Genomic DNA, 15,779 nt, shown 5'->3' with positions numbered 1-15,779 from the left:
ACTAATAGTTAAACGAGTACGTAGACGATGTACTTCACTGTTTAATACCCACCATAACCAACTATGATAACACTAATTTGGATTTCGTTGGCCGGCCTTGCACTCTGGTTCGGGGTTGTTTTAACAAAAGACTTCCTCGCCCATAAAAATTCATTAGAAGAAAGTAGCTGGCTCAAAACCTCGATTATTGGATTTGTAGTCAATTTCTTTGATGTCCTGGGTATTGGAGCCTTTGCGCCTCAAACCGCGCTTCTAAAATTTATGAAACAAACCAAGGATAAGTATATTCCTGGAACGATGAACGTTGCCAATACCCTTCCGGTGGTATTCCAGGCTTTAATTTTTATCACCATTATTGAAGTGGAACCCGTAACCTTGATCTTAATGTTTATATCAGCAGCCCTCGGGGCCGTCTTAGGTGCGGGAATTGTCGCTAAAATGTCAGAAAAAAAGATTCGCTTAGTCATAGGCTTTGCCTTAATGATTACCGCATTTTTTATGCTGGCCACAGGTATGGAATGGATACAGGGCGGGGGAGAGGCCATTGGATTAACAGGCTGGAAACTGGCGGTAGCCGTAGTTGCAAATTTTGGGTTGGGGGCCGTGATGACAGCGGGTATCGGATTATATGCTCCATGTATGGCCTTGGTTTTCGCCCTTGGGATGTCACCTCAGGTAGCTTTTCCGATTATGATGGGTTCCTGCGCTTTTTTAATGCCTCCGGCCTCGGTCCGTTTTATTCGGGAAAAGGCCTATAACAGAAAGGCCGCCGTTGCCATGGCCATTCCTGGAATCGTGGCAGTAGCCATTGCCGCTTTTGTAGTTAAATCACTTCCATTGGATGTGCTACGCTGGGTTGTCATGGTTGTTATCCTCTATACTTCAGGGGTGATGCTATACGCAGGTTTTACCAAGAAATAAGAATCCCCATTGTGCAAGCAAATTAGATTATGAAAGGAAGTTCCACCCATAGGTAATACTCTTAGCTTGGAATTGTTTTATCGGTCAAAAACACGATTCCAATATCTGGCCATGGTCCGCCTTAGGTGGAGCGAAGTATTTTCTCGCTCGTTTATACTGTGCGACCGCATCGGATAAGACATCATATCGAACATTTTATTGTACTTTATGAGTTCATTTGTCAAGCGCTCAAAACTCTGATAGTGCACATTGTCATCTGCCGTTCCATGTATAATCATGAGGTTTCCTTTTAGTTTTTTTGCATGTGTAATGGGTGAACCAGCTATGTAATTTGCTTCGTTATCCTCCAACAAACCCATATACCTTTCTTGATAAATGTTGTCATATAGTCTTTGGTCGGCCACAAATGCCACAGCCAACCCGGAACCATAAACTTCAGGATATCTAAACAAACAGTTCATGGTCATTTGACCACCACCGCTCCAACCCCAAATCCCAACTTTACCCGTGTCTATAAAGGAATACGTTTCGAATAGTTTCTTGGCCGCGGCAACTTGGTCATGCGCTGCAAGAATTCCAATTTGTTTGTAAATGGACTTCCTCCAATCCCTACCTCTGGGGGTGCGTGTTCCCCTATTGTCAATACTTACCACAATATAGCCTTGCGCAGCCAAATATTGATGCCATAAATCCCCACCCTGCCATGCATCTTGAACAGTTGAACCTGCAGGTTCTCCATATACATAGAATACGATGGGATATTTTTTTTCCGAATTAAATTTAGGGGGCTTTATCATCCATGCATCTAATACTACCTCGCCAATATCAATTTTAATAAACTGCTTTGGGGTCAATCCCAAAGAATTCATCTTACTTGCTAGTTCTTTGTTGTCTTCCAGTACTCGGAGCGGACTGTGCTTTTGAAGATTTATTAGCGATATAACAGGGGGTGTTTTAGTGTTTTGATAGGTATGAATAGCATATTTGGCATCGGCAGAAATTTGATAACCGTGCTGCCCCGGTTGATTTTTCGGACTAACCCTTTCAGGCATAGTGCTACCATCGATTTTACTGCGGTATAAATAGCGTTGGGTATAGTTCTCAGGAGATGCAATGTAATACACATAGCCCCCTTTTGGGTCTATGCAATTAATTTTCACCACATCAATATCTCCTTTTGTGATGGTGCTGAATTTTTTACCATCCCGTGATACTTTATAGAGGTGTAAGGCACCATCTTTTTCACTCGTCCAGGTGAAATAGTTCTCATTCTCCAGCCACATAATGTTGTCATGTACATCGAGCCAAGCATCATCCCTGTCCACAAAAATAGTATTGAGTTCCATGGTCTTGGTATTTCCTATCCAAACCGTATTGGAATTTTGTCTTCTGTTCAACTGCTGGATCATCACCTCATGGGAGTTTGGAATAAAATCCATTCTGGCCAAATAATTATTGGTAGGGTCACCAGGAATATCAAACCAACTTGTCTCACCACCCGTGCTATTTACAACACCAACCTTTACTTCAGAATTTTTAGTGCCCACTTTAGGGTAGGGAAGCGGGATTGGCTTGGAGTAAATGGAATCCACATTATTAATCATATAAAACGTACCTATATTTTCGGTGTTTGATTGCCAGTAGGCAATTTGCTCACCGTTGGGGCTCCATCTAAAACCATCTCTACAAGACAATTCTTCTTCATATACCCAATCAAAAGTACCATTGATTATTGTGTCATTACCATCGAATGTGATTTGGGTGATTACACTTGATTCTAAGTCTTCAACAAAAATATTATTCTTACTAACATAGCCCACTTTCGTAGCGTCCGGTGAGAATTTAGCGAACATCATGGTGGTGCGCTCAACGGATCTACCCAATTGTGTCAAAGCCCCGGATGCCATATCCAACACCCAATAGTCTCCTCTAGTGTGGTATCGCCTAACTTTACGCGTATTGGTAAACACCAATAATTTTGAATTGTCTAGAGACCATTCGTAATTTCTAATGGAGAGTGGCTCTGTCGCTCCACTTGGTACTAATTTCTCAGCAGATACCAGTACCGATCTTGCTCCAGATTTAGCTTCATATCGGACGATGTCACTTCCTCCGACATCAAGGTTTCGCTCTAGTGTGGAATACCCCTTGTTGTCTTTCATCCATCTAACCGGGCCGTATCGTTTTGAGCTATAGGTACCATTACTGTAAATATCTTCCAACTTCAGTTGCTCCTGAGATTGCGAAGAACATACAATCAATAAGAATACCGGAATAACAAGTAAACGCTTCATATAGGTGTTTTCTTTAGTTACCTAAAGTAAATAAAAATAGATGAAACCAAATCCCATAAAGGGGTGTGAAACGGCAGTAAATCAATAAACATCAACATATTTCCGATTCTTCATAAAACATAATCCCTTAATATTACGTAATTTGAAGAGTTGACACGCAAGAAGTAATATTCACTACGTTTAAAATAAGCACTTATGCCATTATTTTTAGATTTACATAACCTTCCTGACGGGGTTACGGCAGCACATGTTGCAGAAATGCATAAAGCCGATTTGGATATTGAACATGAATATAATTGTCGCGGACTTACCTATTGGTGCGATGAAAAGAGAAAAACTGCCTTTTGTTTAATAGAGGCGCCAAGTAAAGAAGCACTAATAGAGCTACACGAAAATGCCCATGGAGCAGTTCCTACGCGTATCATCGAGGTGAACGATATGATCGTAGAATCCTTTCTTGGACGTATTGAAGATCCTGAGAAAGCCAAAAACATTCAGCTTAATATAATCAACGACCCAGCTTTCAGAACCTTAATGGTCCTTAAAATAAAACGTAAACTACTACGGACTGATGAACTAAGCACCTTAAAAGCAGCACTAAGAGGTTATATAACTACCATTAAAGCGGTAACGACCGAATACAATGGCCGCATAGTAAAACAGGAAGCCAATTCCTTTTTAATAGCTTTTGATTCTGTAACGGATGCTGTTCATTGCGGAATAAAAATTCAAAATGCACATCACAACGTTATTACGCCGGACCTAGAGTTCAAAATCGGCATTAGTGCCGGTACGCCGGTAACGGAAAAAGACGGCATCTTTGAAGATACCATAAAAACATCCGATTATTTAAGTGATATCGCCAAAGGAGATTTCTCCATTTCTACGGTCGTGAAAGACCTTTATGAAGGCGAAAACCAAAATAAGCCGATAGCAAAAGTGAATGCTATTAACGTTATAAATACCAAGGATGAAGAATTTATGACTCAATTAATGACATATACGGAGAGCATATGGTCTCAAACTTCAATAGGGGTTAATGATTTTGAAGCGAATTTGGGGTATAGCAAATCAAAATTATATAGGACCATGATGAATTTGGTGGGCAAATCACCAAATATGTTTTTAAGGGATTATCGTTTGAATAAAGCATTGGAATTATTGGAAAAACGAAACGAAAATATTTCTGAAATTGCTTATCAAACTGGTTTTAGCAGTCCCGCTTACTTTTCAAAATGCTTTCAAAAAAAATACGGTATTCTTCCCTCAAATTTTACGCGATAATCGCGATTTAATATTTAAACAGTTTCTCTCGAAATCAAACTGTTTTTACTCCTATGGTCTTGCGGGATAGTTCCCATGTATCGTACTTCAAATAATAGAAAGCTGTTTTTCAATTAGTTATCCTCATTTTTCTACTGGTCTAAAAGTATATTTTTTTGGTCCAAACGTAGAATTTTAGGGAATAATTCCATGCTACTTTTGTCAAGAACAACGTAAACATCTACAATTATGAAGACAAAATTAGCTACAATAGGCATCCTATTTTTTATACTATTACTTACCGGATGCGAAGAAAAAGTGGAACAGCCAGCAGTCAAAACCGATTTGATACTTGCTGAATTCCCAGAGGCCAAACAAGAAGTTTTGGAAACTTTCGGTGCTATTGCCCAAAGCATCAAAGATGGCGATTTGGATAAATTGATTTCTTTCCATGCCTATGGCCCAAAGTTTACCGAATTCAAAAATGGAGAACCGCGTATCGGTGGAGTTGCCAACGAAGCACATGAACGTACCGTCTTTGGCTCGGTTACCCAAGTAGTGAAATTCGATGCAAAGGATTTACAGATCGCCGTTTACGGTGAGGTGGCCAACTTGACATTTCATTCCGACTTTCATTTGAAGTTCGGTGAAGATCTCGTGGTGGTCAATGACCAAATTACCCTGCTATTCGTCAATACCGATAGCGGATGGAAAATGGTACACGAACATCATTCCCCTTTAAATTCATAATAGCGTTTAGCCTTTTGGAAGAAAACCATCACTTTACAAATTTCCCCCTAATAACTAGGCAAGCGTAGTATTAGCAAACTGAATATAGATTGAATTAGATGTTTATTCAAGATGCAGATCTATGAGTCCTGCGCGCTTAAGAAGCACATTCTAGTGAATCAATATAAACCTTTTAAATATAGAATTATGAAAACAAAATTGAAAATTTTAGTAGCACTTATCATTTCCGGGGTCGCATTAACAGCGTTCACAACTACAGCTGAAGTCCATGATTTGAAAACCGATTTGATAAATGATGAATTCCCAAAGGCCAAACAAGAAGTTTTGGAAACCTTTGGTGCCATTGCCCAAAGCATCAAAGATGGCGATTTGGATAAATTGATTTCCTTCCATGCCTACGGTCCAAAGTTTACCGAATTCAAAAATGGAGAACCGCGTAACGGTGGAGTTGCCAACGAAGCACATGAACGTAACGTCTTTGGCTCGGTTACCGAAGTAGTGAAATTCGATGCAAAGGATTTACAGATTGCAGTTTATGGTGAGGTGGCCAACTTGACATTTCATTCCGACTTTCATTTGAAGTTCGGTGAAGACCTCGTGGTGGTCAATGACCAAATTACGCTGTTATTCGTCAATACCGATGACGGATGGAAAATGGTACACGAACATCATTCCCCTTTAAAAATGAATTAATCCGCCTATAACAACAATTAAATCAATACCTTGAAACATGAAAAATACAATAAAACAGCTCGCCGCCGACACCATAAAAACCTTTGCTTCCCAATTAACCGGCAAGGTAGTTTTACCCGCAGATGCAAATTATAACGAAACTCGCAAAGTGTACAACGCAATGATCGATAAGCGGCCGGGGTTGTTCGCCATCTGCGAAACTGTGGAAGATGTAATTGCCGCTGTAAATTTTGGAAGGGAAAATAATGTTTTGGTTGCCATTCGGGGTGGAGGACATAATGGTGCCGGGCTAGGTTTGTGTAACGATGGTTTGGTGATTGATTTATCGGGTATAAAATTTGTTAACGTTGATACCACAAAAAATACGGTAAAAGTAGGTGGTGGAAATATTTGGAACGAAGTTGATACGGCAACACACGAACATGGTTTGGCCATACCTTCCGGAATGATTTCAACCACAGGCGTAGGGGGATTAACACTTGGGGGAGGTGTAGGTTATTTAGCGCGTAAATATGGCCTCACCATAGATAATCTATTGGAAGCGGAAATGGTTTTGGCAGATGGTACTTTGGTTACCGTAAATGCCACTAAAAATACAGACTTGTTTTGGGCTATTCGAGGAGGTGGCGGTAATTTTGGGGTGGTAACGTCTTTTACTTTTCAAGCACATCCTGTTAAAATGGTAATCGGTGGACCAACCTTTTGGCCCATAGAACGTGTTGAGGAGATTATGGCTTGGTATGATGGGTTTATTCAAAATGCATCAGATGACCTAAGTGGGTTTATAGCAACGATGATTGTTCCAGAATCACCATTTCCCGCGGAATTGCACAACAAACAATTTTGTGCCATTGTTTGGTGTTATACTGGAGATGCGGATTCATTTAATGAACTATTTAAGGCCGTTTTAGACCTTGACCCTGTGTTTTCGCATGTTGGCGAAATGCCTTATCCTGCTTTACAAAGCATGTTCGATGGTTTCTTTCCCACAGGAATGCAATGGTATTGGAGAGCAGATTTTTTTGATGCTTTGACACCAGAAATTACTGCACAACATTTAAAATTCGGATCTAAAATTCCAACACCATTATCCCAGATGCACTTATATCATATTAGTGGTGCAGCAGGTCGAGTAGGAGCGCAAGATACGCCTTGGGCATATCGGGATGCAAAATATGCAGGTGTTTATGTTGGCGTTGATCCAGACCCTAAAAATGCTGCTAAAGTTACAGATTGGTGCAAGGCGTATCAAGAAGCATTACATCCCTATTCGGCAGGTGGTGCATATTCTAATTTTATGATGGATGAAGGTCAAGATCGTATTAAAGCCAGTTATAAACATAACTATGAGCGGCTAGTTCAAATCAAAAACAGGTACGATTCGGATAATTTGTTTCGAGTGAATCAGAATATTAAATCTTAGTATGAGTTGTTTTGGCCTACAATAAGGTCATGAGAAAATTTTCAAAAAAACTTGGGGTACTTTGTTCCAGGAAAAAACAATTGCACATATTGTTCAAAAATTCTAGAGCGTCTCATTCTCTTGAATTTTTTGGCATTTAGAATAGATTCTTAACTAGGATTTCACTAGAATTACTTATAACTTATCGCTATTTGACGTAATGTCGGATTATGATATTGATAAATGAATCATAATTTATATTATGTCAAATAGAATATTTTAATGTATTAAAGACTACGCAATGCCCTACACCCAGATTCGCCCCTCTTTATAATCCTCTACAGGATAATTAGAAAGAATACCGTATGCTAAATAAAATAAATGTAAAGGATTACTCCGTTTTATTTTCTTTGGCTTGCCACTCCTTAAAAACGCCTATAGCTTCCTCACGTCCCAGTTGAACAAACGAAACTTTACGATCCTCAATATTTTTTTCTATTTCATCATAAATGAACTGGTCATCAAAATTTGCTGCTGCAGCATCTTTATGACTACTACCAAAATATACCATTTTAAGTCTGGTCCAATAAATAGCCCCCAAACACATGGGACAGGGTTCGCAAGATGTATAAAGCGTACAATCCTTTAACTCTGAATCGTTCAATTTATTACATGCTTCCCGTATGGCAACTATTTCAGCATGTGCCGTTGGATCATGGTTCAATTTTACCTTATTATACCCTTCCGCTACAATTTCATCGTTCTTAACGACCACGGCACCAAACGGACCGCCTGCATTCTTATGCATACCTTCCTTAGCCAAGGCTATGGCCCTCTTCATGAAAAATTCGTCTCTTTCTGTCATACTAAAGCAACTTATAGATTTTCTAACGACATCATTGCCGTTTTTACACGGGGTTTTGACGCTGAATAATCTGTCCATGCGAAATACAGGGTTTTTCCATCAATTTCCATCTGTGGGAATCCAGATTTACGCGAACCATCCATTTCCGTAATGACTTGTTTTTTAGATACTTCTCCGTTTAAGGTAGCTTTTACGACATTAAAAGTTGCCCTTTTATCTATGGTGGACTCCATCCAACTTACTGCCGCTGTTTCTTCGTTTATCCAAAGTACATCTACTCTGCCCATTACGTCCTCATCCGCAATTACGATAGGTTCCTGAAAATTCTCGCCCCCGTCTTGGGAAAATACAAGCTGAACCCGAGGGTTTTGTTGTGCGGCCGTAAACCAGGCAACGACCAAATTATTTCCCATAGCGGCCACTTTGGGTCCATTTACGGGGCATCCGTTTATTTTCCAATTGTCATCATGGATTACTTTAGGATTTGACCATTTACCTTCTACCTGTCTAACTATGCTAATATCCCTAATTTCGTCTGCTGTACGGTCCCGGTATAGCACTACGGGTCCATTATTGGTCATTGCCGAAGTCGTTTGGCAACAATCGCACGTTCGAGCATCCAATTGAGATTCATCGGTCAATACCCCTGATGCGGAAACAATTCCTGCCCGCAAGGTCATTGCTCCCCGCTCCCCTGCTTCATTTTCAAGCGTATTCCGGCCATCGAGCCAATTCACGAAAAAGGAATCCCGGTAAGGCAAAACGCTTACAAAACCATGCTCCGTAGGTGTACCATCGGTATGTAAAGCTATATTTGTGGCCCACTCCGCTGCACCCTTTGGTCTGCTGTTCATTTTTACATCATAGGAATACGTGCCCGACGTTGATTTTTTTAAAATATGGGACCATAGATCACCCTTGTTTTCGGCAATCATCGGATAATCGGCCCAATTCAAGAACCAATCATCCCCTTTGGTTATGGTCACGGATTCTTGCCATTTGTCGTCTTTTAGTTCGGCATATTTTAAAGTTGCCATGGAATCGCCCTCTGTTTCTACCCAAGAAAGTAAGGTAACACCCTTATTGGAGACTAGATGCGGCAATGAACTGGAAGGCAATGCCGGTGAAGTCAATTCTTGAACCATAGATGGTTTTTCTATCGGTAGCGCTTGTTGTACTTTGGTTTCTTGCTTGCAATTGAGCATAGTAACCGAAAGTACGAGTATTAATATAGCGGCGGCATTACGCATTACTGAATGTTTTTAAGTTGTTCGATCATTTCCGGGGTGTTCCAAGATGTGGCACCGTCAAAACGGGCAACCTGCTCCCCTACTTCATTAAAGACTAAAGTTACCGGTAAGGCATGTATTTCCTGTTCCGCATAAGTCCCATTGTACTTTATAAAATGGAAGTCAAATCCTCGGTCCGATTTAAAATCCCGTATTTTTTTTATGGATTGATCCGAGGCCAAAAGAAAAACATAATTTTCTTTTTCCAAATTACCTTTAAGCTCTAACAAATCCGGCATTTCCTCTATACAGGGTGCACACCATGTGGCCCAATAATTTAAGAATACCCTTTTACCTTTATAATTGCTCAAAACTATTGCATTACCCTCCAAATCCTCATATAAAGGTGTAGAATCCTGGGGCACTACCTGGGTGTTCGACTCCACATTTGCTTTGTTTTCTTCCTTAGCATTTTTGCATCCGAAGAAAATAAAAATACTCACTAGAAAGATGAGAACTCTAAATTGCATAGGTGGATACGTTAATAGGTTTTTAATTGTAATAGTCCACGAACATACTATAATTCAAAAATTAAAACTAAAAAAAACCGCCCTATTAGGGCGGCTTCTATATTCTTATAAAATAAATGGATTACTTTATCTCTAATAACTCCAACTCAAACGTTAAGTCTTCACCGGCTAAAGGGTGATTGGCATCCACTATAATGTCGTTTTCATTTACTTCGGCGACACGTAATTGCTTTTCGGTACCGTCGTTATTCGTTGCCATAAGGGCCATATCCACTTCCGGTTCCAAACCTTCTGGCAAATTGGATTTGGGTACACTTTGAAAAAGTTCCTTGCGCTTTTCTCCGTAAGCTTCTTCCTTTGGTATTACGATTGTTTTCTTTTCCTTGGGCTCCATATCCATCAATCCCTTTTCAAAACCGGGAATCAAGCTTCCTTGTCCCAATTTAACCTCTAGGGGTTCTCCCCTATTCAAGGAACTATCAAATACTTGTCCGTCCGTTAATTTTCCGGTATAATGTACACGTACCAAATCACCTTCTTTTACTTTGCTCATACTAATTTTTCTATATTATTATTTATATGAGCCGCAAAGGTATCGTTCTAAAAACCGAATGACGAAAATTGAGGGAAAACAAGCTCATTTTCACGTTATTTTAACGAAAATGGCTTAAAATAATTCAAAAAAGGAACATGTATAGACAATTTCAACTTGATTTTCAATGAATTATCTCCTAGTACTACATTAAAATAGACCTCTTTTTATAATATTCTAAATAACCGAAGTGGAAATTTTTCTGTTCAGTAGGAATCATTTAAAGCTACATCTTCCAAGGGTTTTATTTCCCCCAAATAACGAATGGAAAAACGTTGGGAACTGGTAACTACAACAGTGGCTTTCTTATTGGGAAATAGGTTCATTGTTACCCGATACCCTTCGGCCTTTTCTGAAATGGTAAAGATGATTTGCATTTCATTCTTTTCAGCAAGGTATTCCTGATTGTAGCTAGAAGGTACATCATTAAAAATAATTCCTGCATCACTGTTATACCCCCCACCGGACTGTCGTTCCCCATAATAGGGTAAAAATGCCGTTACGGTATCGCCTTCCACCTTTAAATAATTGGAATTACCCTGAAGTTGAATATTGGATATGGTACTACCCGGAGGCAACAATCCCGTATTCGCAATAGCACTCATTCCCCTGCTCGGCATTGGATTGGCCGTATTCGCTATAAATTCGTAGGACTTATTGTTTATAAAATCCTTAAATGTTGCTATCTCCTCAGGACTATAGGAAACGTTGGAAGAACTACTGCAGCTCAAATCCAAATAAACTAATAATAATGTTAAAACGATTAATTTAAATCTTAATACATTCATTTTCAATAATTAATGTTAAAATAATTTATGAGTAGTTGAAAAAACAAAATTCACAACCCTTTTAAAAAATTAAGAAACAGTTAACTTTTAAATCGTATCATAGTTAAATTTAAGTATTTCATCGAAAATTATTAATTGCACACTAATATTCATTTTATTTTTGGCTTTATATAAATATGAAATACTATACTAATTATGAAAAAGTTATTCAGTTCCCTTCCCTTAGTCTTAACTTGTTTAATTGTACTCCTAGGTAGTTGTAAAAAAGATGATGTAGACACTGTGATACTTCAAGAAACGGTCTATAACCTTATGCCCTTAAATAGTTCAGGGATAACAGGAACTGCCACTTTCACCGAAAATAGTGATGGAACAACATATATACTTATAGAATTAGAAGGTTCGAATACTTCTGAGCATCCAGCATATATTAGATACAATTCTGTGTCTGAGGGAGGGTCCAATGCCATTACTTTAAAAGATTGTACTTGTGCAATAAGTGAAACTGATGTAACAAAATTAGATGGTGGAACAAGTATAAATTATGATGGTTTATTAAAATTTGATGGACATGTTGCTATTTTGGCCAACAAATCTGATGATACGGTTGTAGCCGTTGCTAATATTGGAAAAAACGCAAACTAGTTTTAGTAAAATATTCACCTAATACTCTAAATGCCCCTATGCTATTCCTTAGGGGCATATTTTGGTCTATTATTAACAACTATAAGTTAGTTTGCGTCATCCCCATATATTCATAAATCCTATCCTCCAACTTTTTTGCTTCCGTCACATAATTCTTAATCATCTCTATTTGTTTAGCAAGCAACTGCCTTCCACTACGGGCCAATCTTACCAATTCCAAATGCCGATGAACCAAAGCTTCCATGCTATCGGATAGTTGCTGTTTAATTTCGAATTGTTTAGAAGTGGTGGGCTCAAAGAGATAAGATCCCAAGTTGCGCTTTAACTGTAACAAATCCTTATAGCTTCGATCTAGCCATACCAAACAGGAATCGCTATCCAAAATTCTACTATAGGTTTTAGAAGTTTCCATGGTCATACCGTTCTTGTTTTGAGGAATTTATTACCTATAATATACGAAAATATTACATAGTATCGGTAGGATATTCATCAGTTTTTACGGTTTAACTTAAATTTAAATTTGAGGACAGAATTATTTAAAAATAGCACACAATACAAGTTAGAATTATGTAACTTGAACTAAACATTATAATTAATAAGCTTATGAATATCAATTTTGAATATGACGATGTAAAGGCTAGCAACCGATTGGAGATAATGGCTGCCCAAAAACTGGAAAAATTACTGGATAAATTTGATTTTATAGTGAGGGCCGATGTATTTTTTAAGAAGGAAAATACCTCCTCCCCAGAAAAGGGCAAAATATGTAATATTCGACTAAGTGCCCCAGGACCTAGGTTATTTGCCGAGGCCAGTAATGGGAGTTTTGAAGCCTCTATTTCTAAATCCGTTGAAGAATTGCAAAGGCAATTACAGAAGCGAAAAGATAAAATGCAAACGCATCATTAACCTAATCTTACTGATTGCTTTCAGCATTAATGGCCGAATCCTCAAAATAGGATTCGGCCATTATAATTTTATCCAAATGTTCAGAAAACGGATTACGTTTTAGTTCCCGTAACAATCTTCTTCTTTTCCGGTCGGAAATATCCAAGGTATCCAGAATTTTTTTGGTATTTCTTTGATGGGCAATGCGCTGTTCCTTTAACTCCAACCGCTCGGATACGGGTTTTACCAAATCCGGCTCAAATTGGTCCATTATCGTATACTTTTGTACCGTAATGGTTTTCTTCTCTTTTTCTTGTGCAGAGATATCATAAATGCCCCACAACAAAAAAGCAAGGAAACATGCCCTTAAGGTGTACGTTTTCATTTTCAAATAGTGTTCTAATCTAAACCTACACATTTTCAACCTTCTATATACCGATTATCCGACCAAGGACAATTTTAGTCGACATATGCCTAGTCTTCCAGGTTATTTCCAACTTCCCTCAAAGGCAAATTCTTCTTGTGGTTTTCGAGTCCTTTCGGCTTTCTCTTGATCTTGAAGCTCATTTGGCAAATCATTCAAATCTCCTCCGTAATAACCAACGGCAATGGCCGTAGATATATGAAACCCTTCGGGTACATTAAAGACTTTCTGTGCCTTTTTCCAATCCACACCGGCCATATGGTGTAAACCTAGTCCCATGTATTCCGCTTGAACGGTAAGATTACCTAGGGAAAGCCCTAAATCGTGCAACGCGTGAAAATTCTCTTCACCCTCCGGGTTTTTTTCTTTGTAGGCGGCCAACATAAGAAAAGGTGCATTACCTGCCCATTTTTGGTTGAATTCGCTCAGGCAACCCATAATCTTATCGTAACCCTCGGAACCTTTGTGTGCGTAGATAAAACGCCAGGGTTGCCAATTATAACAACTGGCCGACCATCGTATTGCCTCAAAGAGTCGGTTTATATCATTTTTGGTCAATTCTTGCTTACTAAATATCCTTGGGCTATACCGTTGTTTTAAGAGGGGATAAATTTGATGATCGTTTTTTGCTATGTTATCTAATTGTAACTGTTCTACTGTGGTCATATTTTAATTTTAAGTTTTTTAATACATATAAAACTAAAAAGCCTTTATGCATTTCATTAGTTCGATAGATTAAATTGTTGACTTGAATCCATACCCTATTTTTATTATCTCTTATGACTAAAATCAATGGAGAAAACAGCATAATTTAGTACCTTCGACGGCTTTAAATTTGGTGGTATGTTAGTTTGGATTATTTTTCTTGCCTGTATTTTGGTGTTCCTGGCACTGGACCTAGGTGTCTTTCACAAACATGACCACGTTATAAAATCCAAGGAAGCTGGTATTTGGACAGCTATTTGGGTGACGATAGCCTTAAGTTTTAGCGGAGTAATCTATTGGCTTTTCTCTGCCGGAATGATGGATAACCCCACGGGACTTACTCCCAACGAAGCGGTTCTCAAATACATAACCGGTTACCTTATTGAACTTTCGCTCAGCGTTGACAATGTCTTCGTCATTGCGGTCATATTTACGTCCTTCAAAATACCCCCTGTATTTCAGCATCGCGTTTTATTTTGGGGTATTTTGGGTGCTATAGTTTTCAGGGCCATAATGATTTTCTTTGGAGTAGCCCTTATCACCAAATTTGAGTGGATTATTTACGTCTTCGGTGTTTTTCTACTCTATACGGCTTATAAAATGCTTAAGGGTGATGACGAGAACTTTCATCCGGAGAAATCCTTTGTGTTTAAGAATCTGAAAAAGCTATACCCGATAACTTCTCAGATAAAAGGTCATGATTTTTTTATAAAAAAAATGGGTGTAAGAGCTGCCACTCCTTTATTTGTGGCGCTTTTGGTCATCGAGTTAACAGACATACTATTTGCCTTAGACAGTATTCCGGCCATTTTGGCCATTACGGCGGATCCTTTTTTGGTATTTAGCTCGAACATTCTGGCCATTTTAGGCTTGCGTTCCATGTATTTCCTGATATCGAGAATGTTGGAGAAATTCAGGTATATCAATTACAGTTTGGTCGTTATTCTGGCTTTTGTGGGATTGAAAATGCTTTTCTCCCATTATCTGCACCTTCCGGAATGGGTTTCATTGACCGTTATTTCGGTATCTCTCGTATCCGGTATTCTTGCATCACTCTATATTCCCGAAAAAGAAGATTAGTCCGGTATAATTTACTTTTTTAAAAGCGTATGGTAAATTTTTCCCACCAACCAATTGCCTGCCGGAAAATACAAGGCAAAAAATAAGGCCATGGCCAAAGCAAAGGTGCGTTCCCCAAAGAATTGGTCCATGAGGTTATTGGGATAGGCATGTGAAGTTTCAAGGGCATATCCACCAAATTCCAAGAATCCCATAGCAACAAGTCCATAGGCATATTGCATGTGAAAGGGTAAATTTCTTAGCAGTAGGGAAATGGGTACCATATATAGGATGTAACAGGTGATTATTTGCCACCAATACGTAAATCTTGCAATCTCGAGACTCGTTCCAAACCAATTCATACCTAGGCCCCATAATGGATATACCAAACAGTATATTAGAATCAATCGCCAATCCGATTTCAACTTTGTCTTAGCATATTGCAAAAAATCGTTCATGCTAAACGTATTAAACGGCCAACTTTGAATCTATAATATCAATGGCATCCTGTACCGTTTGCATTTGATTCATATCATCATTTTCTAGATGGATGTCGAAGGCGTCTTCAACATCCAAGATGATATCCACCAAGTTGGCGGAATTGATATTTAATTCGGTAATGAAATTACTGGTCGGTTGTATCTCGGATACAGAAACATCTTCTGGGAGATAAACCTTAACAATATCCTTTAATTTTTGATATTTCTCTTCTTCTTGCATAGCATTGCTGG

Annotated in this window: 19 protein-coding genes; 8 read left to right on the top strand and 11 right to left on the bottom strand. The window is 38.8% G+C overall.

Annotated features, from left to right (window positions below):
- Positions 1–63 precede the first annotated feature (63 nt).
- Complete coding sequence (locus PP182_RS07025) at positions 64–921, top strand: sulfite exporter TauE/SafE family protein (RefSeq protein ID WP_272650638.1); 858 nt, start codon at positions 64–66, stop codon at positions 919–921.
- Positions 922–998: 77 nt separating this feature from the next.
- On the opposite strand, the gene PP182_RS07020 is transcribed toward PP182_RS07025, so the two are convergent.
- A complete protein-coding gene (locus tag PP182_RS07020) occupies positions 999–3,215 on the bottom strand; it encodes a S9 family peptidase (protein WP_272650637.1) in 2,217 nt (738 codons plus the stop codon).
- Positions 3,216–3,410: 195 nt separating this feature from the next.
- Between PP182_RS07020 and PP182_RS07015 the strand changes: the two genes are divergently transcribed.
- The 4 genes from PP182_RS07015 to PP182_RS07000 all read left to right on the top strand — a co-directional run bounded on the left by PP182_RS07015 (position 3,411) and on the right by PP182_RS07000 (position 7,344).
- Positions 3,411–4,499 carry a nickel-binding protein gene (locus PP182_RS07015; RefSeq protein WP_272650636.1) on the top strand — a complete coding sequence of 363 codons (1,089 nt, stop codon included), beginning with the start codon at positions 3,411–3,413 and terminating at the stop codon, positions 4,497–4,499.
- A gap of 228 nt (positions 4,500–4,727) precedes the next feature.
- Positions 4,728–5,228: a nuclear transport factor 2 family protein gene (locus PP182_RS07010; RefSeq protein WP_272650635.1), complete on the top strand. Its 501-nt coding sequence runs from the start codon at positions 4,728–4,730 to the stop codon at positions 5,226–5,228.
- 186 nt (positions 5,229–5,414) lie between these two features.
- Positions 5,415–5,921: a nuclear transport factor 2 family protein gene (locus tag PP182_RS07005; protein ID WP_272650634.1), complete on the top strand. Its 507-nt coding sequence runs from the start codon at positions 5,415–5,417 to the stop codon at positions 5,919–5,921.
- 37 nt (positions 5,922–5,958) lie between these two features.
- The gene (locus tag PP182_RS07000; protein ID WP_272650633.1) at positions 5,959–7,344 is read left to right on the top strand and encodes an FAD-binding oxidoreductase; all 1,386 of its coding nucleotides are present in this window, start codon (positions 5,959–5,961) and stop codon (positions 7,342–7,344) included.
- A gap of 370 nt (positions 7,345–7,714) precedes the next feature.
- On the opposite strand, the gene PP182_RS06995 is transcribed toward PP182_RS07000, so the two are convergent.
- From PP182_RS06995 to PP182_RS06975, 5 genes are all read right to left on the bottom strand, one after another.
- Entirely contained in the window at positions 7,715–8,188 is a 474-nt protein-coding gene (locus PP182_RS06995; RefSeq protein ID WP_272650632.1) for a nucleoside deaminase, read from the bottom strand.
- An 11-nt stretch (positions 8,189–8,199) separates the two neighbouring features.
- On the bottom strand, positions 8,200–9,438 hold the full coding sequence (locus tag PP182_RS06990; RefSeq protein ID WP_272650631.1) for a hypothetical protein: 1,239 nt from the start codon (positions 9,436–9,438) through the stop codon (positions 8,200–8,202).
- Positions 9,438–9,947, bottom strand: a complete 510-nt coding sequence (locus tag PP182_RS06985; RefSeq protein ID WP_272650630.1) for a TlpA family protein disulfide reductase — start codon at positions 9,945–9,947, stop codon at positions 9,438–9,440. The genes PP182_RS06990 and PP182_RS06985 overlap by 1 nt, the downstream gene beginning before the upstream one ends.
- A gap of 121 nt (positions 9,948–10,068) precedes the next feature.
- Positions 10,069–10,500, bottom strand: coding sequence for an FKBP-type peptidyl-prolyl cis-trans isomerase (locus tag PP182_RS06980; RefSeq protein ID WP_272650629.1), 432 nt, complete (start codon positions 10,498–10,500; stop codon positions 10,069–10,071).
- A gap of 245 nt (positions 10,501–10,745) precedes the next feature.
- Positions 10,746–11,327 carry a DUF4251 domain-containing protein gene (locus PP182_RS06975; protein WP_272650628.1) on the bottom strand — a complete coding sequence of 194 codons (582 nt, stop codon included), beginning with the start codon at positions 11,325–11,327 and terminating at the stop codon, positions 10,746–10,748.
- Between the two features lie 195 nt (positions 11,328–11,522).
- Between PP182_RS06975 and PP182_RS06970 the strand changes: the two genes are divergently transcribed.
- Positions 11,523–11,972, top strand: a complete 450-nt coding sequence (locus tag PP182_RS06970; protein WP_272650627.1) for a hypothetical protein — start codon at positions 11,523–11,525, stop codon at positions 11,970–11,972.
- 79 nt (positions 11,973–12,051) lie between these two features.
- Here the strand turns inward: PP182_RS06970 and PP182_RS06965 are convergent, their stop codons facing one another.
- The gene (locus PP182_RS06965) at positions 12,052–12,390 is read right to left on the bottom strand and encodes a hypothetical protein (RefSeq protein WP_272650626.1); all 339 of its coding nucleotides are present in this window, start codon (positions 12,388–12,390) and stop codon (positions 12,052–12,054) included.
- Between the two features lie 185 nt (positions 12,391–12,575).
- Here PP182_RS06965 and hpf point away from each other — a divergent pair, with 185 nt between their 5' ends.
- Positions 12,576–12,881 carry a ribosome hibernation-promoting factor, HPF/YfiA family gene (hpf, locus tag PP182_RS06960; RefSeq protein ID WP_272650625.1) on the top strand — a complete coding sequence of 102 codons (306 nt, stop codon included), beginning with the start codon at positions 12,576–12,578 and terminating at the stop codon, positions 12,879–12,881.
- A gap of 7 nt (positions 12,882–12,888) precedes the next feature.
- Here the strand turns inward: hpf and PP182_RS06955 are convergent, their stop codons facing one another.
- Positions 12,889–13,245, bottom strand: a complete 357-nt coding sequence (locus PP182_RS06955; RefSeq protein ID WP_272650624.1) for a hypothetical protein — start codon at positions 13,243–13,245, stop codon at positions 12,889–12,891.
- 102 nt (positions 13,246–13,347) lie between these two features.
- The gene (locus PP182_RS06950; RefSeq protein WP_272650623.1) at positions 13,348–13,950 is read right to left on the bottom strand and encodes a nitroreductase family protein; all 603 of its coding nucleotides are present in this window, start codon (positions 13,948–13,950) and stop codon (positions 13,348–13,350) included.
- Positions 13,951–14,127: 177 nt separating this feature from the next.
- On the opposite strand from PP182_RS06950, the gene PP182_RS06945 reads away from it, so the two are divergent.
- A complete protein-coding gene (locus PP182_RS06945; RefSeq protein WP_272650622.1) occupies positions 14,128–15,069 on the top strand; it encodes a TerC family protein in 942 nt (313 codons plus the stop codon).
- A gap of 11 nt (positions 15,070–15,080) precedes the next feature.
- Here the strand turns inward: PP182_RS06945 and PP182_RS06940 are convergent, their stop codons facing one another.
- Both PP182_RS06940 and PP182_RS06935 read right to left on the bottom strand, forming a co-directional pair.
- Positions 15,081–15,506, bottom strand: a complete 426-nt coding sequence (locus tag PP182_RS06940; RefSeq protein ID WP_272650621.1) for a hypothetical protein — start codon at positions 15,504–15,506, stop codon at positions 15,081–15,083.
- A 10-nt stretch (positions 15,507–15,516) separates the two neighbouring features.
- Complete coding sequence (locus PP182_RS06935) at positions 15,517–15,768, bottom strand: acyl carrier protein (RefSeq protein ID WP_272650620.1); 252 nt, start codon at positions 15,766–15,768, stop codon at positions 15,517–15,519.
- Between the last annotated feature and the right edge of the window lie 11 nt (positions 15,769–15,779).

This window comes from Maribacter sp. PR1, from assembly GCF_028464145.1.
GTDB lineage: Bacteria > Bacteroidota > Bacteroidia > Flavobacteriales > Flavobacteriaceae > Maribacter.
Note: the sequence above shows the minus strand (reverse complement) of the source record. Positions and strands in the feature narration are given on the sequence as shown.